This window comes from Bradyrhizobium sp. USDA 3262, assembly GCF_054060035.1.
Genome location: NZ_JBSSCT010000001.1, coordinates 8648209 through 8673987 on the forward strand (window position 1 = coordinate 8648209; position 25779 = coordinate 8673987).

The 25779-nt window shown below is 65.2% G+C and carries 17 protein-coding genes; 7 read left to right on the forward strand and 10 right to left on the reverse strand.

The window, feature by feature from the left end; genetic code table 11:
- Positions 1-219 precede the first annotated feature (219 nt).
- A complete protein-coding gene (locus ACVWYP_RS40980; protein ID WP_028345411.1) occupies positions 220-1605 on the forward strand; it encodes an MATE family efflux transporter in 1386 nt (461 codons plus the stop codon).
- Positions 1606-1884: 279 nt separating this feature from the next.
- Complete coding sequence (locus ACVWYP_RS40985; RefSeq protein ID WP_304497230.1) at positions 1885-2328, forward strand: DUF2147 domain-containing protein; 444 nt, start codon at positions 1885-1887, stop codon at positions 2326-2328.
- A gap of 186 nt (positions 2329-2514) precedes the next feature.
- Here the strand turns inward: ACVWYP_RS40985 and ACVWYP_RS40990 are convergent, their stop codons facing one another.
- From ACVWYP_RS40990 to ACVWYP_RS41010, 5 genes are all read right to left on the reverse strand, one after another.
- Positions 2515-3663, reverse strand: a complete 1149-nt coding sequence (locus ACVWYP_RS40990) for a DUF3095 domain-containing protein (protein WP_028345413.1) — start codon at positions 3661-3663, stop codon at positions 2515-2517.
- A 172-nt stretch (positions 3664-3835) separates the two neighbouring features.
- On the reverse strand, positions 3836-5041 hold the full coding sequence (gene zigA / locus ACVWYP_RS40995; RefSeq protein WP_304497231.1) for a zinc metallochaperone GTPase ZigA: 1206 nt from the start codon (positions 5039-5041) through the stop codon (positions 3836-3838).
- A 345-nt stretch (positions 5042-5386) separates the two neighbouring features.
- Positions 5387-7249, reverse strand: coding sequence for a molecular chaperone HtpG (gene htpG / locus ACVWYP_RS41000; protein WP_304497232.1), 1863 nt, complete (start codon positions 7247-7249; stop codon positions 5387-5389).
- A gap of 85 nt (positions 7250-7334) precedes the next feature.
- Positions 7335-8141, reverse strand: coding sequence for an MBL fold metallo-hydrolase (locus tag ACVWYP_RS41005; protein ID WP_304497233.1), 807 nt, complete (start codon positions 8139-8141; stop codon positions 7335-7337).
- 60 nt (positions 8142-8201) lie between these two features.
- The gene (locus ACVWYP_RS41010; RefSeq protein ID WP_304497234.1) at positions 8202-9182 is read right to left on the reverse strand and encodes an AraC family transcriptional regulator; all 981 of its coding nucleotides are present in this window, start codon (positions 9180-9182) and stop codon (positions 8202-8204) included.
- Positions 9183-9368: 186 nt separating this feature from the next.
- On the opposite strand from ACVWYP_RS41010, the gene ACVWYP_RS41015 reads away from it, so the two are divergent.
- A complete protein-coding gene (locus ACVWYP_RS41015) occupies positions 9369-9902 on the forward strand; it encodes a sigma factor-like helix-turn-helix DNA-binding protein (protein WP_304497235.1) in 534 nt (177 codons plus the stop codon).
- Here ACVWYP_RS41015 and ACVWYP_RS41020 read toward each other — a convergent pair.
- Together ACVWYP_RS41020 and ACVWYP_RS41025 are read right to left on the reverse strand one after the other, a co-directional pair.
- Positions 9881-10975, reverse strand: a complete 1095-nt coding sequence (locus tag ACVWYP_RS41020) for an asparaginase (protein ID WP_304497236.1) — start codon at positions 10973-10975, stop codon at positions 9881-9883. The two genes, ACVWYP_RS41015 and ACVWYP_RS41020, sit on opposite strands and share 22 nt — an antisense overlap.
- A 112-nt stretch (positions 10976-11087) precedes the next feature.
- Entirely contained in the window at positions 11088-11504 is a 417-nt protein-coding gene (locus tag ACVWYP_RS41025; RefSeq protein ID WP_304497237.1) for an AMP-binding protein, read from the reverse strand.
- Positions 11505-11592: 88 nt separating this feature from the next.
- Between ACVWYP_RS41025 and ACVWYP_RS41030 the strand changes: the two genes are divergently transcribed.
- The 3 genes from ACVWYP_RS41030 (at position 11593) to ACVWYP_RS41040 (ending at position 14923) form a co-directional block, all read left to right on the forward strand.
- Positions 11593-12765 (forward strand): acyl-CoA dehydrogenase family protein, encoded by a 1173-nt coding sequence (locus ACVWYP_RS41030; protein WP_304497238.1) that lies wholly within the window; start codon positions 11593-11595, stop codon positions 12763-12765.
- 89 nt (positions 12766-12854) lie between these two features.
- Positions 12855-13469 carry a TetR/AcrR family transcriptional regulator gene (locus tag ACVWYP_RS41035; RefSeq protein ID WP_304497239.1) on the forward strand — a complete coding sequence of 205 codons (615 nt, stop codon included), beginning with the start codon at positions 12855-12857 and terminating at the stop codon, positions 13467-13469.
- 281 nt (positions 13470-13750) lie between these two features.
- Positions 13751-14923 (forward strand): OpgC domain-containing protein, encoded by a 1173-nt coding sequence (locus tag ACVWYP_RS41040; RefSeq protein ID WP_304497240.1) that lies wholly within the window; start codon positions 13751-13753, stop codon positions 14921-14923.
- A gap of 57 nt (positions 14924-14980) precedes the next feature.
- Here the strand turns inward: ACVWYP_RS41040 and ACVWYP_RS41045 are convergent, their stop codons facing one another.
- Entirely contained in the window at positions 14981-16270 is a 1290-nt protein-coding gene (locus tag ACVWYP_RS41045) for an MFS transporter (protein WP_038385226.1), read from the reverse strand.
- Positions 16271-16409: 139 nt separating this feature from the next.
- Positions 16410-16601 (reverse strand): hypothetical protein, encoded by a 192-nt coding sequence (locus tag ACVWYP_RS41050; RefSeq protein ID WP_304497241.1) that lies wholly within the window; start codon positions 16599-16601, stop codon positions 16410-16412.
- Positions 16602-17037: 436 nt separating this feature from the next.
- Between ACVWYP_RS41050 and ACVWYP_RS41055 the strand changes: the two genes are divergently transcribed.
- Positions 17038-18555: an ATP-binding protein gene (locus ACVWYP_RS41055; protein ID WP_304497242.1), complete on the forward strand. Its 1518-nt coding sequence runs from the start codon at positions 17038-17040 to the stop codon at positions 18553-18555.
- Between the two features lie 165 nt (positions 18556-18720).
- On the opposite strand, the gene ACVWYP_RS41060 is transcribed toward ACVWYP_RS41055, so the two are convergent.
- Positions 18721-25752 (reverse strand): beta strand repeat-containing protein, encoded by a 7032-nt coding sequence (locus ACVWYP_RS41060; protein WP_453945827.1) that lies wholly within the window; start codon positions 25750-25752, stop codon positions 18721-18723.
- Positions 25753-25779 lie beyond the last annotated feature (27 nt).

Below are 25779 nucleotides of genomic sequence, written 5' to 3' on the forward strand. Positions count from 1 at the left end.
TGACCTCGAACCGCGGCTGCGAGCAAACTGCGCCCCCTCTCCCGCTTGCGGGGTCCGAGGCGAGCGAAGCTCGCTCTCGAGGCTGGGGTGGAAGTTTCACCGCGAGTCACATGGCAGAGAGAGCCCCCACCCGGATTGCATCTCCAATGCAATCCGACCTAAGAGCGAGCTTTGCTCGTCTCGACCCCGCGAGCGGGAGAGGTGAAGGGCAACCGACCCATGACCATTGAAGCCTCGATCGACGACACCGGCCCCGCCGCGGCTGCGCCCGCCGTGCCGGTCGACAACCTCTTGACCGCGCCGATCCTGCCGACGCTGCTTCGCCTTGCGATCCCGAACACCATCGCCATGTTCGGCTCGACGCTGGTCGCGGTGGCCGAGACGTCTTACATCGGCCGGCTCGGCACCGAACCGCTGGCCGGCATTGCGCTGGTGTTTCCATTCGCGATGCTGACACAGATGATGTCGGCCGGCGCGATGGGCGGCGGCGTCTCGTCGGCGATCAGCCGCGCGCTCGGTGCCGGCGACCGCGACCGCGCCGCCGACCTGGCGCTGCATGCGGCGATCATCGGCGGGTGCGCCGGATTGTTCTTCACCGTGATGATGCTGGGCTTCGGCCGCAGTTTCTATGCGATGCTCGGCGGACATGGCGGCGTGCTCGAGCAGTCGATGCATTACTCGCAGGTGCTGTTTTCCGGCGCGATCTCGATCTGGCTGGTCAACACGCTCGCCTCCGTCGTGCGCGGCACCGGTGACATGCGGATTCCCTCGATGACGCTGATCACGGTCTCGATGATCCAGATCGCGGTCGGCGGCGTGTTGGGTCTCGGGTTGTTCGGCATGCCCGGTCTTGGCATGCGCGGCGTCGCCGCCGGACAGCTCACGGCCTTCACGTGTGGTGCGATCTTCCTCGCCTGGTATCTCGCCTCTGGCCGCAGCCGGTTGAAGCTCGACTTCGCCGCCTTCAGCTTCCAGCGCGCGATGTTCCTCGACATCCTGAAAGTAGGCGCGATCTCCTGCCTGTCGCCGCTGCAGAGCGTGCTGACCATCCTGATCTTCACCAAGATCCTGGCCAGCTTCGGCACCGAGACGCTGGCCGGATACGGCATGGGCTCGCGGCTGGAATTCTTGCTGATCCCGATCGCGTTTGCGGTTGGCGTCGCCTCGGTGCCGATGGTCGGCATGGCGATCGGCGCGGGACTCGTGACGCGCGCCCGCAAGGTGGCGTGGACCGCCGGTACCGTCGCCGGTCTTGTCGTTGGCCTCGTCGGACTTGTGGTCGCATTGAAGCCGACGCTGTGGATTGCGCTGTTCACCACCGATCCCGGCGTGACCGCCGCAGCTTCGTCCTATTTCGCGCTGGCCGGCCCGGGCTTCGGCTTCTTCGGCGTCGGCGTCTGCCTTTATTTCTCCTCGCAAGGCGCCGCCAAGGTCGGCGGGCCGGTGCTGGCCGGCACCATCCGCCTGCTGCTGGTCGGCATCGGCGGCTGGTGGCTCGCTACCGTGAGCGCCCCTGCATGGACGCTGTTTGCGCTGGTCGGCGGTGCGATGGTGGCGTTCGGCCTTGCCACCATCATATCGATCCGGCTGACCCGCTGGGGATAAATACAACGCAGCGCCCCGCACCGGAGCGTTGCCTGAGCATGACTGCTCCGGAAACAGGCACCAAAATTTTTTGGGAGCGCGCTCACCTGATCGCGCGAATATGACATTGCAGAAATTCTTCGACTTGTTATGCAGGCCGACTTCTAAAGCGCGATGAGATTGAGTCGAATCGTCATCGCGCTTTAGTTCTTTGTTTGACCATGATCTTTTCGGAAAACCGCTTCGCACTTTGCGCTAACGCGGCCGTACCGTCCGGATCATGCTCTTGGGGAATAAGCCATGGCCTGCCGATTCGGATTCATGATCGCCATCATTGCGACGGCGCTTGCCGTGCCCGCCGCGCACGCGCAAGGCGCGCCTGAGCCTGTCGGCGTCTGGCAGACCCAGGCCGGCGATGCCCGCGTCAAGATCAGCAAATGCGGCGGCGGCATCTGCGGCGTGGTGGTGAGCCTGCGCGACCCGATCGACCCGATGACCGGCAAGCCGCAAGTCGACAACAAGAATCCGAATCCGTCGCTGTCCAGCCGGCCGATCATCGGGCTGCCGCTGTTTTCCGGCATGCATCCGGTTGCCGCGGGCAAATGGTCGGGCCAGATCTACAACGCCGACGACGGCGGCACCTATGCGAGCAGCATCTCGGTGACCGGCGAGAGCACGCTGCGCGTCGAAGGCTGCGTCGGCGCGCTGTGCGGCGGCGAGACCTGGACGCGCGTGGGACGGTAGTTCTTAGCCGAGCGGCAACCGCGACGGGACCGCGCCCCCTCTCCCGCTTGCGGGCGAGGGCTGGGGTGGGGGCTCTCTCCACGAGTCACATTGTGGAGAGAGCCCCCACCCGGATCGCATCATTCGATGCGATCCGACCTCCCCCGCAAGCGGGAGAGGTGCACCGAACCTGCCGCTTGGTCAGCGCTACACCGCGCGCGCCTTCAGCACCGTCGCCGCCGAGGCGTAGCCGCCGCGGGCGCCGTCGATGAAGTGGACGTGGTCGGCGCGCATCACCGAGGGGGTGAAGCAGGTCATCATCGCGGCGTCCTGCTCGTGCAGGCCATAGCGCACGATGCCCTGCGCGGCTGCGGCGGCAAGGCGCTGCTCGATGTCGGCGGCGAGCTCCGGCGTGCAATCCAGGATCATGCGCAGGCCGTCGTCGAACTTGCGGAAGTCTGAATTTTCGACGACCTGCTGCAGATAACGTTTCGGCGCGAACTTGCCGACCGGGATGTTGAACCGCATCAGCGTATAGGCCCACAGCGCGAATGTGAGCACCACGGCGCGCCGCAGCGCGAGCGGGCCGCCGCGCCGAGCGCGCGCCTCGTACTCCATTCCCTGCGGCGGCCAGTGCAGCGGCGGGCCGCCGGCCGGCACCGGCCGTCCGGCATCGGGACTCTTCTCGATGCGGACGACGATATCCTCGATCACGTTGCGGAAGGACGCGGGATCGGCGTTCTTCGCCGGCAGCACCAGCACCGACAGGATGACGCCGCGCGCGGACGGCATCACCTCGAAGCGGCAGGACAGGCCGGACAAATCGGGCTGCGTGCCCTGAGGCGCCGGATCGACCGCGAACGCGCCGCGCTTCATCGCGGCATCGGCGTAAGCAAGACCGCCGCCGGAGAACATCGCATAGGAAAGATTGGCCGACGGCCCGAAGCGCGCGACGCGGACATCGGCGCCCGCGGCGCGGATCGCAGCCATCGGCACCAGCGCCACCCGCAGTATTAGATCGAGATCGTCGCGCACCCAACGCGCGGTCGCCGCCAGCGCCTCGCGCGCTCTGTCGAGATCGGCCGGCGCGACCGCAAAACTCGCACCGTCGCCGCCGAACACGAAGGGGAATTCGCGGCCCTCCAGCGCATTGGTGACGGCGGCGACCACCGCGGCGCCGGCCATGTTGACCGCCTTGTAGCGCTGCGCCGCGATCGCCTTGGTCGATTCCACGATGTCGGCGACGCCGACCGTCCAGTCATCGGGCAACCGCGCATACAGCGCGGGGTCCATCAGCCGCGCGAAGCCGCGAAACACCGGAATGCCGCCGTAGAAGATCTCGCTGCCGCCAGCCATCGCAATGCCGCGCCGTTTCCGTCCCTGATGCGGGATTGTCTAGCAGATACGGCGCGGGTTGGGACCGGTTTTAGAAGCGTAGCCCGGATGGAGCGCAGCGCAATCCGGGGACCTCTCAAGCGGCGAGAGACCCCGGATTGCGCTCCGCTCCATCCGGGCTACGGTGACTGTTTCACGCCGCCTCGCCTGCCCTGCTCCACGGCGGAAACGGATCGCGCAGCTCTGCCCAGGCCTGCGGGTCCATGCCCGGTCTGCCGGTGACGAGGCAGGCATCGAGCCGACGGCGGATGTCGTCCTCGTTCATGCCGGAGCCGATGAAGACCAGCTCCTGCCGGCGATCGCCGTAGAGATCGTTCCAGCTCCGCTGCATCATCAGCCGCCAGTCCGGATGATCCGGCCAGCGCTCGCGCGGGATCGCCGCCCACCACGAACCGAGCCCTTCGGTCCGCACGATCGCGCCGGCCTGGCTCAACTCACCGCACCAGTCCGGACGCGTTGCGATCCAGAAATGGCCCTTGGCGCGGATCACGCCTTGCCAGCTCTCGCGCAGGAAGGCGTGGAAGCGCAGCGGATCGAACGGACGCCGCGCGCGGTAGACGAAGCTCGTGATTCCGTATTCCTCGGTCTCCGGCACGTGCCCGGCGAAGCCGTAGAACTCCTTGTGCCAGAGCGGATGCTGCTGCGCGCGCTCATAGGCGAAGCGGCCGGTGTCGAGCACACGGTCGAACGGGACCTTGGCGAAAGTCGCCTCGACGATGTCGGCCTCGGGATTGAGCGCGCGCACGATGGTGCGGGCGGCCTCGCGCTCTGCCTGCGTCGCGGCATCGATCTTGTTCAGCACCACGACATCCGCGAACTCGATCTGCTCGACCAGGAGATCGACCAGCGTGCGCTTGTCGCCGTCGAGCGCTTCGCCGCGCTGGCTGAGGAAGTCGGTCGAGACGTAGTCCTTCAACAGATTGGCGGCGTCGACCACCGTGACCATGGTGTCGAGCCGCGCGACGTCGGAGAGGCTTTGGCCAGCCTCATCGCGAAACTCGAAGGTCGCGGCGACCGGTAGCGGCTCGGAGATGCCGGACGATTCGATCAGCAGATAGTCGAAGCGGCCGCTCTCGGCGAGCGCGCGCACCTCCTTCAGCAGATCGTCGCGCAGGGTGCAGCAGATGCAGCCATTGCTCATCTCGACCAGTTTCTCGTCAGTCCGCGACAGGTTCGCACCGCCATCGCGCACGAGGTCGGCGTCGATGTTCACCTCGCTCATGTCGTTCACAATCACCGCAACCTTCAGGTCGCGGCGGTTGTTCAGGACGTGGTTCAGCAAAGTGGTCTTTCCAGCCCCGAGGAAGCCGGACAAGATGGTGACGGGGAGTTTTTGCATCGAGATCAAACAGTTGCTGGAGGGATGGGCGGCGGCGGGACATGGGGCATTCGCTTGATGTTATGTTATAACATAACATCAATGGGCCGAGGCATGTCAAGCGCCGGAATGCTGCACAGTCAGCTTGCCATTCTTAGAAATGCGTAGCCCGGATGGAGCGCAGCGAAATCCGGGACACCGTAGGCAACTGCCAGTGCTCTTCGTCCCGTCATGCTGAGGAGGCCGCGCAGCGGCCATCTCGAAGCATGCACGGCCCCGCTGCAGCAGCTCTCGGCCGTGCATCCTTCGAGATGCGCTCCGCGCTCCTCAGGATGACGGAACAGAGAGCTCGCTACGATCTGGCTGCTACTTCCCCAATCCGCGCAGCACGAGCTGGTTCATGCGGCCAGCGAACGCGGCGGGATCGTCGGGCATCTCGCCGTCGAGGATCTGCGCCTGCTCGAACAGCAGCAGCGACAGGTCCTTCGCCTGCGCGGTATCGGTCGCGAGCGCCGCGACCAGCGGGTGGCGCAAATTGATCTCGAGCACCGGCTTGGTGATCGCGCCGCGGTTCTGCTGGGCGAGCAGCCGCTCCAGCGCGCGGTCGCGCGCATCGCCGCCGGCGACCAGGCACGACGCGCTCGCGGTCAGCCGCCGCGAGGCGCGGACGTCGGAGACGCGCTCGCCGAGCGCATCCTTGATCACGGCGATCGTGGTCGCGGCGTCGGCCGCGGGTTCGTCCTTGTTGTCGTCCTTGTCGTCGGCAAGCGGGATCAGGCCGAAATCGACATCGCCCTGGCTCAGCGACTTCAGCGGCTTGCCGCCGAAATCGAGCGGCGCCGAGGTCCAGAACGCATCGACCGGATCGGTCAGGAGCAGCACCTCGATGCCGCGGGCGCGCGCCGATTCCAGCTTCGGGTTCGACTTCAGCCGCTCGACGCTGTCGCCGACCAGATAATAGATCTCGGTCTGGTTCGGCTTGAAGTCGTCGACAACCTGCTTCAGCGAGCGGTTCTCGCCCGACGTCGTGGTGAAGCGCGCCAACGCCAGCAGCTTGTCGCGGCGCTCGAAATCCTCCCACAGGCCTTCCTTGATCACCGGACCGAACGCGTCCCAGATCTTTGCAAAGGTCTCCGGCTCCTTCTCGCCGAGCGTCTCCAATTCGCCGATCACGCGACCGGTGACCGCCTTGCGGATCTGCGCGAGCTGCGGATTGTTCTGCAGCATCTCGCGCGAGATGTTGAGCGGCAGATCCTCGCTGTCGATCACGCCGCGGATGAAGCGCAAGTAAGCCGGCAGCAGCTCGGCGTCGTCGGCGATGAAGACGCGGCGGACATAGAGCTTGACCTTGCCCTTGCGCTCGACCTGGAACAGGTCGAACGGCTTTTGCGACGGCGCGAACAGCAGCACGGCGTAGGACTGCCGGCCCTCGGCGCGGTAATGCAGCGTCATCGCCGGCTCGTCGAACGCACCGGCGATCTGCTTGTAGGCCTGGGCGTAGTCCTCCGGCTTGAGCTCGGATTTCGAGCGCTGCCACAGCGCGCTCGCCGAGTTGATCTGGCGCGGCTCGCCCTCTTCCGGCACCAGGAGGATCGGAAACTGGATGTTGTCGGAATATTCGCGGACGATGCGCTCGATCTCGTAGGCCTCGAGATATTTGGCGGCGTCCTTCTTCAGATGCAGCACGATCTCGGTGCCGCGCGCGACGCGCTTCGCGGCCTCTTCGCTTGCCGGTGCGATCTCGAAGCCGCTGCCGCCTTCCGACGACCACACCCACGCCTCGTCGCTGCCGGCGCGGCGGCTCGTAACGACGATCTTCTCGGCGACCATGAAGGCGGCATAGAAGCCGACGCCGAACTGGCCGATCAGATTGGCGCCGTCCTTGGCCTCGGTGAGCTTCGACAGGAACGATCTGGTACCGGAGCGCGCGATGGTGCCGAGATTGTCGATCAGCTCCCGACGCTCCATGCCGATGCCGGTATCGACCACGGCAAGCGTGTTGGCCGCCTTGTTCGGGACGATCCTGATCTCCGGCGGCGTGCCGTCCGTGATCAGGGACGGATTGGCGATCGCCTCGTAGCGCAGCTTGTCGCAGGCGTCCGACGCGTTCGAGATCAACTCGCGCAGGAAGATATCGGTCTCGGAATAGACCGAATGCACCATCAGGTGCAGCAATTCGGCAACCTCGGCCTGGAACGGCTGGGATTCGGCAGCGGTGATTGTGGTCATGCGGAAACTCGGACAAACGGTAAGGGGCGGGAAAGCCCTGATATAGCGCGCTTGCGCCGCGTGGCAAGCCAAGCGGCGGGAACCGTCAGTCCGAGATCGCCGCAATATAGCGCTCGACCGAACGGTCGAACGCCGCCTTGGCATCGGAAGCGATATTCTTGCCCCACCAGGCGCCGTAGATCCGCTCAAAGGCCAGCGGCTCGACCGCCCGCGCGACGCGGCGGACCGCTGATGCATTGAGCGGGATATAGTTCGGGTAGGAATACATGAAGCTGACCGAACGGCGGTCCATCGCCACCATCGCGATATCCCCGGTCAGGAGCGCACCGCGCCCGTCGGCGCCCTTGCACCAATGCAGCATGGTGGCGCCGGCGAAATGCCCGCCGCCACGCACCAGCAGGATGTCGTCGGAGATGCGATGGCTGTCGCCCTGCCACGGCACGATCGACGGATAGGGCCGCGTCACCCATTGCGCGTCGTCACCGTGCAGATAGACCGGAGCATTGTCGAATGCCGCGCTCCAGTCGGCGACCGCGCCATAATAATGCGGATGCGAGATCGCGATCGCCTTCAGCCCGCCGAGCGATCTGACATGCGCGATCGCCTCCGCCGTCGCCAGCGGCACGCAGTCCCACATCACGCAGCCGCCGCGGTCCGGCACCAGCAGCGCGCGCTGCCCGATTGCAAAGGACGGTTCGAGCGCAAGTCCAACGAGGCCGAGATCGTCGCGCCAGACCAGCCTATGCTGCTCTGCGAGCTCATCGCGCGTCAGCCACGCCTGCCCCTTCCAGTTCACATATTGCCGCTCGTCTTCGCAGATCGGGCAAGCCGGCGGTGGCGCCGCGGTCTCGGGAAATTGCGCGCCGCATTGTTCGCAGGTCCACAGAGGCATTGGCAGCGCCCTCGTTGCGATGAAGCCGGTCTCCTGATCTACGTCAGCGACACGCGGCGTTCAATGCCGGCGCCCCAGCTCCATCTGCATCTCCGCCGGTGCTACGCCGAACTTCCTGCGAAACGAGCGGTGGAAATAAGACAAGTCGTTGAAGCCGGCCGTGTAGGCGATGTCGCTGACCTTGCGGCCGGCGCCCTCTTCATGCAGCAGCAGCCGGCGCGCCAGCAGCAAACGCTGCTCGAGGACGAACTCCGAGAATGTCGTCCCTGCGGACGCGAACAGGCGTTGCGCCTGGCGGGTGCTGAGCGCATTCGCCTTTGCTACGGCCTCGATCGTGAGCTTGCCGTCGTCGAGATTTTTGAGAACATCGGCCTTCATCAGATCGAGCCGCGCCTTCGCCACGCCATCCCGCGACGCCAGTTCCTTCGTCTCGGCGTTGCTGCCGAGCACGAGACCGACCAGATCGGCGAGATGATGCGCCGCCGCCTGCTGGCCCGGCACGTCGAGATCGCCGGCAAGCTCGGTGCAGAGCGCGGAATAGCGCTCGATCATCGCGCTCAGGGCCGGATCACGCCCGAGCGGGCGCGCCAGTTGCGTCTCCGCCGAGGGTGAGATCTGGAGCAGCAAGCGCCGCGGAAACCGCGTCGTCGTAAAGCTGCCCGACCGGGTGAGATCGGCCGTGCCGACGATATTCATCTCGGTGAGGCACATCTGGCCGCGCTGAAGCTCGATCGCCTTGGCTGCTTGCGTGACTTGCACCGTGCCCCGCGTCGCAAAGATCAGGACGAGGTCGTCGCAGCCGTCATTCAGAAGCGCGCGGGTGCGGGCAAAGCGGGCCGAGCCGCCGCGTGGCGTCGCGATGGCGACCGAATGCAACAGCGTGAACTCGTTGTGGCAGTCGATGCGGTTGTCGTCGGTCGGTCCGACGTCGAGCCGGCAGAAGCCGCGGCAAATCCCTTCGCGCCATGCCTCATAGGCCGGCCCTTTCGCCAGCCCGTGATGAAAGATCGAGAACCGGTTGGTCACCTGTGTCTCGGACATGATCCGTGCTCCGAACGCCCGATCGATCAAGAGGCGGCATAATCGATCGCTTGCTGCCCGATATGCGCATGTCGTGTGCGCACGTCGTTCCTGTCCCTACGCTTGGCGCGACGGTCCACGACTCCGGCGCGGAGCCTGATACCACTGCGCCGATTGCCGGTAAAGCTATTCACGAGATGCAACCCTATGATGCGAAGTGCGAAAGCCGGGAATAAAACGGCGCAGCAGTTTCGCGACGCGGCATTGCCGTGTCTCGACGATGCCTACGCGTTCGCCCAGGTCCTGATGCGAACCGAGGCGGACGCCGAACTGGCCGTGCAGGAATGCTATCGGCGCGCACTGCGTCGGTTCGACGGCCTACGCGGCCCGGCCATCAGGCCGTGGCTTCTCGCGATCCTCAAAGCCGTCTGCCTGGAGAAACTCGGCCAAGAACTAGCCGGCGAGAATGTAGCGCCAGAACGGCGCGACAGCGCAACAATCCGGCAACTGGTCGCCGACCTGCCCGCGCCGCTCCGCGAAGTCATCGCCCTGCGCGAAATGATCGATCTGTCCTACAAGGAGATCGCCGAGGTCACCGGCGTCCCCGTCACCACCGTGATGTCGCGCATCGCGGAGGCGCGCGCCCTGCTGCTCGCGGCGCGGCGCGCGGCGAACAATGCCGCGCAGGTGAAGCCGGCAGGCGCCTCAAAACTGACGGTCTACGGCGCGAACGCCTGTTGAACCGCCGACGGCTCGGTGATGCCGTTCGCGATCAGAAGCTCAAGCAACACGCGCGCCTTCTGCGGGTTGAGATCGAGCGAGACCGCAAAGCCGAGCTTGTCATCCTCGACCTCGACGTTGCGGTTCACGAAACCTGAACCGACCCGGCTCGAACGCACCACCACGACGCCCTGCTTCGCCGCGGCCGCCAGCGCATCGATCGCGCCCTTCGATGAATTGCCGTCGCCGACGCCGGCCAGCACGATGCCCTTGGCGCCGCGCTTGACCGCATCCTCGACCTCAGCGGCGTCCATGTTGGCGTGCGAATAGATGATGTCGACACGCGGCAATGGCGGCGCATCCGGCAATTTCAGCTTCGCACCCTTGGCCGGAACAGCCGGCTGCAGGAAGCGCAGCGCGCCGGTGTCGACATAGCCGACCGGCCCGGCGTCGGGCGAGCGGAAGGTCTCGACGCTGGTGGTATTGGTCTTCTGGACCCAGCGCGCGGCATGGACGGTGTCATTGAGCACCACGAGCACGCCGCGGCCGCGGGATTCCAGCGCGGAGGCGACCCGCATCGCCTCGTAAAGATTGGCCGGGCCATCGGCGCCGATCGCGGTCGAGGGCCGCATCGATCCAACCAGCACCACAGGGATGTCGGTATCCAGCACGTTTTGCAGGAAGAACGCGGTCTCCTCCATGGTGTCGGTGCCGTGCGTGATGACGACGCCGTCGACCTCCTTGTTGTCGATCGCGGTGCGGATGCGCTTGACGAGATCGAACCACACCTTGTCGTTCATGTCCTGCGAGCCGATCGACGAGATCTGCTCGGCCGAGATCTGGGAGAGCTTGTCGATGCCCGGGATCGCCGCGATCAGGTTGGCCGCACTGACCTTGCCTGAGTCATAGGCGTTGCCGGCGCGGGCATTGGCCTGCCCCGCGATGGTGCCGCCGGTACCGAGCACGAGCACGCGGGCCAGCGTGGTGCCGGTCGCCTGTTGTGCCGATACCGGCGAGGCAAGCCCGATCGTGAGGGCTGCTGCGAGGCCGAGGAAGAGCCGAACGGAATAATTGGATTGAAACGAACGTGGCATGATCTTCTCCCCAAAGCGACAGGTCGCCAGTCCACAACTCGTGGTTTTGTCCCGTAACAAGTGGACAAAGTTGCGGCGGAAGATGCGATGGTCGGAAGCCGGGTTGAAGCGTTTAGTGAGCTCCAAACGCGTTGCGCAGATCGATCTCCGTTCCGACGGCTCGCCAGATCGAACGATCGACGAACAGCACCCGATCCTCGGCATGGGCGAGCAGTCTTGCAATATCCAGCGCGTGCAGGCGCGCATTGATGGTGTGCAGCACCGCGCCCATGCAGGGCACGGCGAGATAAAGCTCGAGGTGACGGTGCGAGTTCCAGGCCAGCGTGGCGACGCGCATGCCGCGCTCGACGCCGATCCCGGCGAGGAAGTTGGCGAGCTGGCTCGCGCGTCCGAGCATCTCCGCATAGCCAATGACGTGGATGCGGTCGCAATACCGCGTCGTCACCGTCTTGTTCGGATAGAGATCCGCGACCCGTTCCATCACCAGATTGAGGGTGAGCGGGACCTGCTGCATCAAGCCTGCGAGCATGCCGTATTCTCCGGAACTTCCGCAAAATCTTGACATCTGCCGGGAGGCGGCGCAACATTTTCGAAGATTATTCGACTTTTGGTGCGCCATGCATTTTGAGCTTCCCGACGATCTCCGCGTTCTGCAGGGCCGGGTGCGCGAATTCGTGCGTAGCGAGCTGCAGCCGCACGATGCCGCGATCGAGGCGACCGGCGAGGTGCCGGACAGCGCCATGGCCGGCCTGCGCAGGATGGGATTGTTCGGCACCAACACGCCGAAGCAATTCGGCGGCCTCGGCCTCTCGATGCTGGGCAGCTGCATCGCGATCGAGGAGCTCGCGAAGGCCCACACCGCCTTCTACTATCTGAGCGGGGTCAACGTTCACATCGGCTCGAAGGCGATCGAGTTCTTCGCGCTGCCGGCGGTTCGCGACCGATGGCTGCCGGAGCTCGCCAGCGGACGGGTGATCGGCGCGTTCGCGCTGACCGAGCCGAATGCCGGATCCGATGCCGTCCGGATCCAGACCCGGGCGCGGCGGGACGGCGATCATTACGTGCTCGACGGCCGCAAGACCTACATCACCAATGCGCCCGCGGCCGGCGTTTTCACGGTGTTCGCCACGCTCGATCCGTCCGCCGGCGCCAAGGGCATCGCGGCCTTTGTCGTCGACGCAAAGACGCCGGGTCTTGCCATCGGCCGCCTGGTCGAGATGGCCGCCGGGCGCGGCTCGGAGCACGCCGAAGTGATCTTCGAGGAATGCCGTGTTCCGCGCGAGAATCTGCTGGGACAGGAGGGCGAAGGATTCGCCATCGCGATGCGGTGCCTGGATGCCGGGCGCACCCATTGGGGCGCCTATTGCGTCGGCGCGGCGAGCCAGCTGCTGGACTACGCCCTCGACCATGTCTCGGAGCGCGAGGCATTCGGGCGCAAGCTGCGCGACCATCAGGGCCTCGAGTGGCAGATCGCCGACATGGCGAGTTCGCTGCATGCCGCGCGCCTTGTCGCCTATGAGGCAGCGTGGCGCTACGACCAGGGCGATGCCGCCGCCCGCACCGCCGCGGCCGCGCTCTCCAAATATACCGGCGCCGACATGGTGCAGCGCGTCGCTGACACGACCATGCAGCTGTTCGGTGGTGCCGGCTATTCCAGGGACCTGCCGATCGAGCGCATCTGGCGGGAAACACGGGTGGTCCGCATTCTGGACGGCACCTCCGAGATCATGCGTCAGATCATTGCCCGCGATGCATTCCGTCGCCATGAACGGCGGAACACGCCGGTGTGATGGCAATCCTACGCTGTATCCCGTTGCAATAGCGCTTGTGTTCCGGTCCCGCTGCCTTACTGTTTTTTCCCGGACGCGTGGAGACGAAAGTGGCTTCGGGGACGACACTCAAGCTCAAGCAGCAACGCAGCCGCGACCGGCGCGAGCAGATCCTCACGGCGGCCACCAAGCTGTTCGGCCAAAAAGGCATCGACGGCACCTCGCTCACCGAGGTCGCCGCCGCGGCGAAAGTACCGCTCTCCAGCATCTATGATTATTTCGAGGACAAGCGCGCGCTGGTGCTCGATGTGCCCGAGGGCAATTTCGAGGCGCTGTATCAGAAGACCGAGCCGCTGCTGGTTAAGGGTGGCGATCCCGTCGAGCAGCTCCGCATCATCTTCCTGACCAACTTCCAGTACATCAAGGACAACCCGAGCTGGGGCCGGGTGTTCTTCCTCGAGATCTGGCCGAGCGTGCTTGCCGCCGAGCCGCGGATCAAGAAGGCGGTCGACAGATACGCGCTGCGCTATGTACAGCTGATCAGGCAGGCGAGCCGCGCCGGCACCTATCGCCGCAATCTCGATCCCTACACCGCGATGTCGCTGATGATGGGCGGGATGTGCCATCTCACCGCGGTCTGGCTGCTTTACGGCCGCAAATACGATCTGGTGAAGAAGGGCAAGGCGCTGTTCACCACGCTGCATAACGGGTTCGTGCAGCGTTAGCCGCGCCGGTTCACGTAGGATGGGTAGAGCGCAAGCGAAACCCATCATTCGTCAGGCTGGCACACAGTGATGGGTTTCGCTTCGCTCTACCCATCCTACGCACAGTCCGCCGGCGAGCGGTTCGCGGCGCGAGCGATTTGATCCAAATTCATCGCTGTTTGGCCGGCTGTCGAGGTAAACCCTTTCCGGAAACCAATACACAACCGTCGAAATCCTGTTCTAGTATGACGTCGTGGGCGACCCGCGACCAGACATGCGGGCACTGGGATGGGAGCGAACCGATGGACGTCAAGGCTGTTCTGCCGCCCCGTGGCCGCGACTATCGCCTGGATCTGCTGCGCGGTTTCGCCAACTGGGCGATCTATCTCGATCACATTCCGAACAACGCGGTGAACTGGATCACGCAGAAGAATTTCGGCTTCAGCGACGCGGCCGATCTGTTCGTGTTCATCTCCGGCTACACCGCATCCTTCGTCTATGCGCGCATGATGCTCGAGCGCGGCACCGTGATCGGCGCCACCCGCCTGATCAAGCGCGCCTGGCAGATCTATGTCGCGCATGTCCTGCTGTTCGTGATCTACATCGCCGAGATCGGCTATCTCTCCCAGCGCTATCACGACCCCAACCTGCAGAATGAATTCAACGTCGCGGGCTTCATGCACAATCCGGCCGAGACGCTCTATCAGGGCCTGATCCTGGCGTTCAAGCCGGTCAACATGGACGTGCTGCCGCTCTACATCGCGCTGATGCTTTGCTATCCGCTGGTGCTGTGGGCGATGCTGCGCAAGCTCAATCTGACGCTGCTGGCCTCGTTCCTGCTCTATCTCGCGGCGCGGCAATTCGGCTGGAACCTGCCGGCCTATCCGTCCGGCTCATGGTATTTCAATCCGTTCTGCTGGCAGTTCCTGTTCGTGTTCGGCGGCTGGTTCGCGCTCGGCGGCGCCAGCGAATCGATCACATTCATCCGCTCGCGCGCCTTCCTATGGCTCGGCGGCGCCTATCTGCTGTTCGCGCTGGTGATGACCTTGGCGGGCCGCTTCCCGGAGCTCGGACAGGCGATGCCGGCCTGGCTCTATGACGCGTTCAATCCGAACGACAAGACCAACCTCGCGCCCTATCGCGTCCTGCACTTCATCGTCCTCGCCTTCTTCGTCACCCGCTTCCTGCCGCGCGAATGGCCCGGATATGAATGGCCGATCTTCCAGCCGATGCTCAAATGCGGCCAGCAGTCGCTCGAAGTGTTCTGCACCGGCGTTTTCCTCGCGGTCATCGCGCATGTGCTGCTGGTCGAGGTCTCCGGCAGCATCTGGATGCAGATCGCGGTCAGCATTGTCGGCATCGTGCTGATGACCGCACTCGCCTACTACCGCTCCTGGTCGAAGAAGGTCGACAAGGCGCCCGCGAAGGCCCCCGTAGCTGCGCAGGCGCCAGTGACCGCGAAGCCGGCGGAGTAAGCCACCGCTTGACGCGACGGCGCGCGGCCGAAGCCGCGTAATGCGCAAAGTAGCCTGCTATTTCGCCAGCGGCTTGCCGGCCGTCTCCGGCGCCAGGGCGATCAACGGCAGGCCGACCACATAGATCAGCGACAGCATCGAAATCGCCAGCGGGAAGCTGCCGGTGCGGGCGGCGAGCGCGCCGATCAGGGTCGGGCCGGCGGCGCCGAGCACACGGCCCATGCTGAAGGCGAAGCCGGAGCCGGAGCCGCGCAGCGCCGACGGAAACATCTCCGGCAGCCAGATCGTGAACAGGCCGAACACGCCATTGGTGAAGAAGCCGAGCACCGGCAGCAGCACCATGAACAGGGTCAGGCTGTCGAGCCATTCGATCGCGACCTCATAGGAGACCACGACGGAGATCAACCCGCCGATGAAGAACAGCACCGCGGTGCGGCGCCGGCTGCCGAGCCAGGTAGTGAGCCATGGCACAAGGAGACAGCCGATCAGCGTGCCGACATTGGTGATCAGCCCGGCCACCGCGCCCATCTCCTGCGCGTGCGCGGGCGTCGCGCCCGCGGCGACCAGCTTGGTCGAGATCACGGTCGGGGCCCAGAAGTTCGACGACCACAGGCCGAAGATGATGCAGGCCATCATCAGCGCCGCGGCCCAGGTGGTGCGCGCCTGGTCGCCGGCAAACAAGGCCGCGACCGACGGCTGCTCGCGCGCGGCGCTTCGCTCGGGTTCGGGAATGTTGCTGCGCAGATACGCGATCAGGAGCGCGGGCAGAATGCCGAGCAGGAACATGCCGCGCCAGCCGAGCGTGCTGCCGATCGCAAGCGTCACGGCGGCGGCGAGGAACAGCCCGGTCGGCGTCGCCGTGTGCAGCCATCCCGCGAGCCGCACCCGCGTATTCTCCGGCACGGATTCCTGCAGCAGCGGCGTGCCCGCGGCCCATTCGCCGCCGATGCCGAAGCCGGCAACAAAGCGAAACAATGCGAACATCACGATACCGGTCGCAAGCCCGCACAGCGCCGTGAACAGCGAGTAGACCAGCACCGTCCAGCACATGATCCGGACCCGTCCGTAACGGTCCGCGGCCCAGCCCCAGACCATCGAGCAGGCCCAGCCCAGCATGAAGATCGAGAACAGCAGCCCGCCATAGATGCCGATATTGGCCTTGCTCGGCTCGATGCCGCTGGCCGGCAGCAATTCGCTCAACGCGCCGACCAGGATGTAGGCGTACATCGAGGAATCGAAGCCATCGAGCATCCAGCCGAACCAGGTCGCCCAAAACACTTTTCGCGGCGACACTGCGCCAGGCGCCGCGACCGACGGCGCAAGTGTATCGACGGTGCTCTCAGTCATGTTTCCTCGCACGTTTCTTTGTGCGGCGGACTATGCCGAGGTTTGCGCGACGGGACATCTCCGGCAAACGGGACGGAGGTATCCGGCACAAGAATAGCGACGCCGATCACTTCGGCGTCACCGCGAACGCTCGCTCCTTCTACGAAGGACGCGCGGAACGCCGGAATATGTAGAAGGCGATGACGACGAGCGGCACGGCAAGTGCGAGCCAGGAGGCCTGGTCCCAGATCCCGTCGCCGAGCAGCGCCGAGACCAGCCCGAACGCGATAACGGCGAAGATCAATACCGGCGCCAGGAAGATTTGCGCGATCGAACGTCGCGCTGCCGGCATCAGGATCGCTCCGCAGCATGCGCGCGTGTGCGGGGATAAAATCCGTGAAACCTTCGATTTTTGGCGGATGCCTTCGACAACGCGAGCCTTGCAAGCAGGGATCACTCCCGTTTGGCTCCTGAAGAATGTAGGAAATGAATGCGTCGTAGTTGAACTCAGACATAGAGTTCGACGGGCTGAGAGTTCGGCGGGCTGATTGAATAAGAGCGGTCCGAACCGGGCGGGATCGCGCAGCTGAACGGGAACTGGTTCGAAAAATCTACGTCAGACGCGCAAGCTAAACACGTTGTAGTAGCTCAATCAATCTTCATCTCGCGTGGCGAGCATCAGCATTGTCCGCCTCCCGGCCGTGCCTGGGGATGATGGTGCGGTTCGCTCGACGCGGCGCGATCAGCTTGTTAAGCCGCCTCTCCGCAAGGACAATTTGAGTCGGGACATGACCGTAGCGATCGAGATGGGACAAACGACGGCCGGCGCTTCGGCGGCCATCGACCTCGAGGAGCTATTGGCGACACGTCTCCTGGTGCAGGGCAATTCGGGTTCCGGCAAATCCCATCTGCTGCGCCGGCTATTGGAACAGAGCGCCCCCTGGGTGCAGCAGACCATCATCGATCCCGAAGGTGATTTCGTCACCCTGGCGGAGCGATTCGGCCACCTCGTCATCGACGCCGAGGACCATACCGAGCGCAGCCTGCAGGTCGCCGGCGAGCGCGTGCGCATCCATCGCGTCTCCACGGTGCTCAATCTCGAAGGGCTCGACGCCGAGAACCAGATGCGGCGCGCCGCAGCCTTCCTCGGCGGGCTGTTCGACATCGCCCGCGACCACTGGTATCCGATGCTGGTGGTGGTGGACGAGGCGCAACTGTTCGCGCCGGCGGTCGCGGGCGAGGTGTCCGACGAGGCGCGCAAGCTTTCGCTCGGCGCGATGACCAATTTGATGTGCCGCGGCCGCAAGCGCGGGCTTGCCGGGATCATCGCAACCCAGCGGCTGGCGAAGCTCGCCAAGAATGTCGCGGCCGAAGCGTCAAACTTCCTGATGGGCCGCACCTTCCTCGATATCGACATGGCGCGCGCCGCCGACCTGCTCGGCATGGAACGACGGCAGGCGGAAGCCTTTCGCGACCTCGAGCGCGGGCAGTTCATGGCGCTCGGACCTGCGCTGTCCCGCCGTCCGCTGGGCTTGCGCATCGGTCCGACCGACACCCAGCCGCGCAACGCGGCGCCGCGGTTGATGCCGCTGCCTGAAGCGGCACTGGAGGACGCACGCGCGATCATCCTGGCCGCTCCGCCGCCCGAAATAACGGCCAGGCCACAGCGCCGTGCGCCGTCGCCGGACCTGCTCAGCCAGTTGATGGCCGCCAAACAGCCGGCACCGGAGCCAGATCCCGAAGCTGCCGAGCCACCGCCGAGCGCCGAGCAATTGGCCGAGCGGCGTGAGCGGCTGGACCGTATCCTGCGCGCCATCCTCGCCGAGCCCGACGCCGGCTTCCGCGCCATCGGCGTGCTCTATCAGGAGTTCGTGGTCCGCTGCCGGATCGAGGGTCTCGGTGCCGTTGTGCCGGAGCTGACCGATTTCCGCCGGATGCTGACGCGCGCCCGCGCCGGGCTCGGCACCGAGATGGCGGAGGACGACGTCTGGCAGGATGTCTCGCTGCGTGCTGCGCTCCTGCCCGAGGACATGCAGGGCGTCTTCATGATGATCGCGCGCGCCGCGAAGGAGGGTTGGCCGTGCCCGAGCGATGCCGCGATCGCTCGCGCCTACGGCACGCACTCGCTACGCCGCGCCCGGCATCTTCTGACCTATATCGAGGAACAAGGCCTGATCGTCTGCCAGCTCGACGGTGCCGGCCGGCGGATCGTGACCCTCGTCGAGCTCGCCTGGGCCACGGCCGCGGCCGACCCGAATGTGGACGACCAGGCAGCGGAAGCGGCCTGCAACAGCTCGTCGCCGTGATCAGGCGCTGGGCAACCAGGCGTTTGGTGCTGCGCGGCATCCCGGAAGCGCTGCAAGGTAAAAAAAGGCCCGCCAGGAGGCGGGCCTTTTCATCTTTGCCGGCTGAGCGATTTTGGTTGCGGAGGGCCCGCAACAGGCCCTCCACAGCCGCCCTATCTCAAGCCCTTACGCATGCTGCGGCTGCGCAAGCTGACTGACTTGCATCGCCGGTGGATCGACAACCGAGGTACCGCCATGGCCGTCGCTCGAGGCCGTGAATGTGGAAGCCATGTAGTTGCCCAGCAGCGCAATACTGGCGGTGACAGTACCGTCCGTCACCGTGAGCGTTCCGTGCGTGCTGTCACCGCTGAAGGTCGGCGTCTGAACGGTCGCGAAATTGATATTCGCGAAATCGATCGCGTCCGAACCGGTCATCCCGGCGACGGTTCCGGTGAAGCTCGCGGAATTGTCGAGCTTCAGCGTCCCCGTGCTGCCCAGGAACGTAACGGCGGCGTTCGAAGCCCCCGTCAATTCCAGGGTCGTTCCCGCTGCAATGGTGGCGCTGCTGGGGCTCTCTCCCGTTACGTTGAAAGGCTGCCAGACACCCCACGCACTGCCATCATACGCCCGGATCCAGAGTTGGTCGGTGCCGGAGCCGGCCTGATAGGTCGTCTGGGCAAGTTGTGCTGAAGTGACGTCGATCTCCGTATTCGCAGACTGGTTCACGCCGTTGACGTTCCAGCGCCCGTTCGTGTTGGAATCCCACAACGCATATTTCGTTATGGTATCGCCATCCGCGTCCGTTGCGCTGACCAGGCTCGAAGCCGCGAAGACCTGCCCCGAGACCGTCGTTACGTTCGAGACCGCGACTGTTGGCGCCTGGTTCGTTGCGGTGGCCGTGAAGCTCTTCCAGGAACTCCACATGCTGCCGTCATTGGCCCGCACCCAGAGCGTATCCGATGGCGAGCCTCCGGGGCCGAACACGTAGCTCACCTGTGACAGGTTCGCCGCGCTCACATCGATCTCGGTGTTGGCGGCCTGGGCGACGCCATTCACAACCCAATGGCCGTTTCCTCCGGTATCCCAGAAGGCGTATTGGGTGATCGTATCGTTCTCGCTATCCGACACCGAGAACAGGCTCGAGGCCGCGTTCGAATGGTCGTGAATTCCGGTTACGTTTGCATTCGATGCGGTAACGACCGGGGCAGTGTCGGGTCCCGGCGTTGCGGTGAAGCTCTTCCAGGCTCCCCACATGCTGCCGTCATTGGCTCGCACCCAGAGCGTATCGGGCGTCGAACCGCCGGGGCCGAACACGTAGCTCACCTGCGACAGGTTCGCCGCGCTTACGTCGATCTCGGTGTTGGCGGCCTGGGCAACGCCATTCACCACCCAGTGGCCGTTTCCGCCGGTATCCCAGAAGGCGTACTGGGTGATCGTATCGTTCTCGTTGTCCGAGACCGAGAACAGGTTCGAGGCGAGCGCCGACGTCTGCCCATGGAGCGCGGTCACGTTCGACGCGGTGACGACCGGAGCAACGTCCGGTCCCGGCGTTGCCGTGAACGCGGTCCAGGTGCTCCACTTCGAGCCGTCATTGGCGCGCACATAGAGCGTATCGGGCGTCGAGCCGCCCGGTCCGAACACGTAGTTCACCTGCGACAGGTTCGCCGCCGCAACGTCGATCTCGACGCCGGCGGACTGGGCGACACCGTTCACCACCCAGTGGCCGTTTCCTCCGGTATCCCAGAAGGCGTACTGGGTGATGGTATCGTGCTCGTTGTCCGAGACCGAGAACAGGTTCGAGGCGAGCGCCGACGTCTGCCCATGGAGCGCGGTCACGTTCGATGCCGTGACCACCGGCGCAACGTCGGGTCCCGGCGTTGCCGTGAACGCGGTCCAGGTGCTCCACTTCGAGCCGTCATTGGCGCGCACGTAGAGTGTGTCGGGCGTCGAGCCGCCCGGTCCGAACACATAGCTCACCTGCGACAGGTTCGCCGCCGCAACGTCGATCTCGACGCCGGCGGACTGCGCGACACCGTTCACCACCCAGTGGCCGTTTCCGCCGGTATCCCAGAAGGCGTACTGGGTGATCGTATCGTTCTCGTTGTCCGAGACCGAGAACAGGTTCGAGGCGAGAGCCGACGTCTGCCCATGGAGCGCGGTCACGTTCGATGCAGTAACGACCGGAGCAATGTCGTCCCCCGGTGTAGCTGTGAACGCGGTCCAGGCGCTCCACTTCGAGCCGTCATTGGCGCGCACGTAGAGCGTATCGGGCGTCGAGCCGCCGGGGCCGAACACGTAACTCACCTGCGACAGGTTCGCCGCCGCAACGTCGATCTCGACGCCGGCGGACTGCGCGACACCGTTCACCACCCAGTGGCCGTTTCCGCCGGTGTCCCAGAAGGCGTACTGGGTGATCGTATCGTGCTCGTTGTCCGAGACCGAGAACAGGTTCGAGGCGAGAGCCGACGTCTGCCCATGAAGCGCGGTCACGTTCGATGCCGTGACGACCGGAGCAATGTCGTCCCCCGGTGTGGCTGTGAACGCTGTCCAGGTGCTCCACGCAGATCCGGCGTCCTTCGCCCGCACGTAGAGCGTATCAGGCGTCGAGCCGCCAGGACCGAACACGTAACTCACCTGCGACAGGTTCGCCGCCGCAACGTCGATCTCGACGCCGGCGGATTGGGCGACACCATTCACCACCCAGTGGCCGTTTCCTCCAGTATCCCAGAAGGCATACTGGGTGATCGTATCATTCTCGCTATCCGACACCGAGAACAGGTTCGAGGCGAGCGCCGATGTCTGCCCATGGGCCGCTTTCACATTCGACGCCGTAACGGTCGGTGGATCATCGATCCCGGGCATCGCCGTGAATGCCGTCCACGCTCCCCACAACATTCCGTCGCTGGCCCGCACGTAGAGCGTATCGGGCGCTGAGCCGCCTGGGCCGAACACATAGCTCACCTGCGACAGCTGCGCTGCAGAGACATCGATCTCGGTGTTGGCAGCCTGGGCAACACCGTTCACCACCCAGTGGCCGTTGCCACCGGTGTCCCAGAGGGCGTACTGGGTGATCGTATCGCCGTCGGGATCCGTGGCCGTAAAGATGCTGGTCGCGGAAACCGACTGCTGCAGGTGGATTCCCGTCAGGTTCGGCGCTGTGACAACCGGAGCGCGATCGGGTCCCGGCGTTGCCGTGAACGCCTTCCAACCTCCCCACAACGTTCCGTCATTCGCCCTGATATACAGCGTGTCAGGGGCTGACCCTGTCGGCCCGAAGACGTAGCTCACCTGCGACAGCTGCGACGCCGGAACATCGATCTCGACGCCGGCGGCCTGGGCGACACCATTCACCACCCAGTGGCCGTTTCCGCCGGTGTCCCAGAAGGCGAACTGGGTCATCGTATCCGGATCCGGATCGGACACCGTGAACAGGCTCGATGCGGCAACCGATGTCTGACCGTGCGCCGCAGTGACGTTGCTTGCGTTCACGGTCGGTGCGGTGTCCGCAAATGCCGTTGCCGTAAATTTGGTCCAGCCGCCCCAGACCGTACCGTCATTTGCCCGGACGTAGAGGGAATCCGTCGATCCAGTTGGACCAAATACGTAGCTGACCTGCGACAGGTTCGCCGCGGACACATCGATCTCGGCGTTGGTTGCCTGGGTGGCACCGTTGATGGCCCAATGTCCGTTACCCTCGGTGTCCCAGAACGCGTATTGGGTGATCGTATCGCCGTCGGCGTCCGACACGCTGAAGAGGCTGGAAGCCGCTGCAAAACTCTGGCCCAGGCTCGCCTGTATGTTGGACGCGGACGTGACCGGCGCGCTATCGGCGCGCGCCGTGATCAGCGTGCCGGTGCCGGAATCCGCGCTGACGCCGAACCGCACGCCGGGCGTCTGATCGAGCTGCAGGTCGAAGGTGGAAGCCCCCTCCGTGACATGCAGGATATTGCCCGGGAGCAAGGTCGCCGACCCGCCGGATACGAAATTGAGGCCTGCCAGATCGATGCTGTCGCCCAGCACCAGCCCGCTGATGGTGGTGGATATCGACGTGCCATCGATCTTGAGCTGCCCGCCCGAGCCGCTGAAGGTGATGCCGCCGCTCGCGACGCTGCCGGCCTGCAATTCAAGCAAGCCGCCGGAAATGATGACCGGTCCCGTGGAGCCGCCCGACGATACGATCTCGGTGCCGCCGGCAAATACCGCGACGTGGCTGGTCACCGCGCCGGCAACGTTGAACGTGCCGCCGCTCGACACCCCGACGTCGTGCACCGTAGCGCCGGCGGAAACATTCAAGACGCCGCCGCTGGATACCCCCGCGTAGGCCAGCGCACCGCCCGAGAATACGTTGACCGTGCCGCCGGCTATACCCGTGCCGGAGCCCGATGCGCCGGTGACGACGCCACCCGAGAATACGTTCTCAACGCCGCCGGCATAGACGCCGACCGTGCTGAGCACGGTGCCCGACACGTTGAGCGTGCCGCCGCTCGAAACGGCGACGAACGCCGCCGAGCCGCCGGCCTGGACGTTCAGTACGCCGCCCGAGTTAACGCCGGTCCCGGAGCTGATGGCTCCGGTGATCAGCCCACCGGACAGCACGTTCTCGACACCGCCGGCATTGACGCCGTTATTTCTCAGCACGGTGCCCGCAACATTGAAGATGCCGCCGTTATACACGCCGACAAAGGAAGCCGTGGCGCCAGCCGACAAGTTCAAGGTGCCGCCCGAAACCCCGGTCCCGGATCCGCTCGCTCCCGAGATCGATCCTCCGGACAAGACGTTTTCGATGCCACCGCTAAAGATTGCTGTATTGCTCAGCACATTGCCCGCGACATTGAAGGTACCGCCGCTGGACACGCCGACGAACGCCGCCGAGCCGCCGGCCAGAACGTTCAATACGCCTCCAGCGGAAACGGTGGTCGCGCCGCCACTCGTCGAGCCGGTGATCAGTCCGCCGGACAGCACGTTCTCCACGCCGCTGTCCATGATCAACGTGTTGCTGGTGATGGTGCCTGCAACGTTCATGATGCCGCCACTCGACACCGTGATGTTGTGCGCGGTACCGCCGGCGGAGACGTTCAGATTGCCGCCGCTCCAGGCCGTCACGTGAGCGAGCGAGCCGCCCGCGAGGACGTTGAGTGTGCCGCCGGAAATGGACGTCCCGGAGCCTGACGCGCCGCCGACAACGCCACCCGAGAAGACGTTCTCAACGCCGCCGGCAGAAACGGTCACATTGCTGAGCACGGTGCCCGACACATTGAACGTGCCGCCGCTCGAAACGGTCAGATAAGCCGCAGCACCACCGGCCTGCAGGTTCACGATGCCACCGGAGGAGATGACGGTGCCGGAGCCGGAAGTTCCGGAGATCAACCCGCCGGAAAACACGTTCTCGACACCACCGTCCGTGACCAGCACGTTGCTGGTGGTCGTGCCTCTGACATTCATGGTGCCGCCGCCCGACACCGTCAGGTGGTGCGCCGTGCCACCGGCAGAGACGTTCAGAACGCCGCCGCTGGAAACCGTCGCGTGATCCAGCGCGCCGCCGCCAAATACGTTGACGGTGCCGCCGGATATACCCGTCCCCGAGCTGGTGACGCCGGTGACAACCCCACCCGAATAGACGTTCTCCACGCCGCCGGCATAGACGCCGCCATTGTTGAGGAAGGTGCCGGACACGTTGAAAACGCCGCCACTCGAAACGCCCACCCATGCGGCCGAGCCGCCCGCGAGTACGGTCAGTGTGCCGCCGGCCGAGACCCCTGTTCCGATTCCAGCGCCACCCGAGATCAGCCCACCCGAATAAACGGTTTCCACGCCTCCGTTGTAGACGGACCCTGCGCCCACATAACCGGACACGTTGAACGTGCCGCCGCTCGAAACGCCGACGTAGAAGGCCGATCCGCCGGCCTGCAGGTTGATCGTGCCGCCCGAAATTCCCGTTCCGGACCCGGCCGCACCAGAGATGAGCCCGCCGGACAAGACAGTCTCGACGCCGCCGGCCAACACGCCGGTATTGCTGGTAATGGTGCCGCCGACGCTGAGCACGCCGCCGGACGAAACCAGGATGTGGTCGGCGGTGGCGCCGGCTTCGATGACGACCCTTCCGGCATCGCCGATACCCGTCGCCGAGCCCCCGGCGAGAACGTCGAGCAGACCGCCGGCCGAAATCTGTGCACCCGACGCGAGACCACCGGACGAAACGGTTTCCACGCCGCCGCTGAGCACGAACTGGTTGGTGACGACGCCGCTGTCGTTCAGCGCACCGCCGGCATAGACGAACATTGCGGTCGCGGACCCGCCCGCCTGCACGTTCACCGTGCCGCCGGAGATCGCAGTGCCGAAGCCTCCGGACACACCCTGGACCACGCCGCCCGACAGCACGTTCTCGACGCCGCCGCTATACACGCCGACAGAACTCAGCACCGTACCGGCGACGTTGAAGACACCGCCGGCCGAGACGCCGACATAGGCCGCCGTGCCGCCAGCCGAAAGGTTCAGCGTACCGCCCGAAACGCCGGTCCCGGATCCGCTCGCTCCGGAGATCGAGCCACCCGACAGCACGTTCTCGACGCCGCCGGCATAGATGGCAACGTTACTCAGCACACGGCCGGCAACGTTGAACGTGCCGCCGCTGGAAACGCCAACATGGACGGCGGACCCGCCGGCCTGAAGGTTCAATATGCCGCCGGCGGAAACGCCGGTACCCGAGCTGGTCGCGCCCGAAATGAAACCACCCGACAGCACGTTTTCGACGCCGCCGTCACGCACCCCAATCATGCTGAGTGTCGTGCCGGCTACGTTGAAGATGCCGCCACTGGACACGCTGAGATAGCTGGCTGAGCCGCCCGCCAGCACGTTGACGGTGCCGCCCGAAATTCCCGTTCCGGATCCGACTGCACCAGAGATGAACCCGCCGGCCTCGATGTTCTCGACACCGCCGGTGAACACAGCGGTGAAGCTGTTGACCGTGCCGGCCACGTTTAGAGTGCCGCCGCTCGAAACGGCGAGACGATCGGCCCCGCCGCCCGCACTGATCGTGGCGGTGCCGCCACTGGAAATCGTGGTCCCCACCGCGTAGCCGCCGGCGTCGACCAGAAGCTGGCCACCGCTACTCAGCGTCGTCGTGACCGCATGGCCCCCGTTGAGGACCTCGAGAATATTGGACCCCGTTTCGATCAGTCCTGAGCTGGTAACACCCGAGCTTACAAACGTTGTGCTCATGGCAGCGCTCCCCCCAAAAAAATGAGT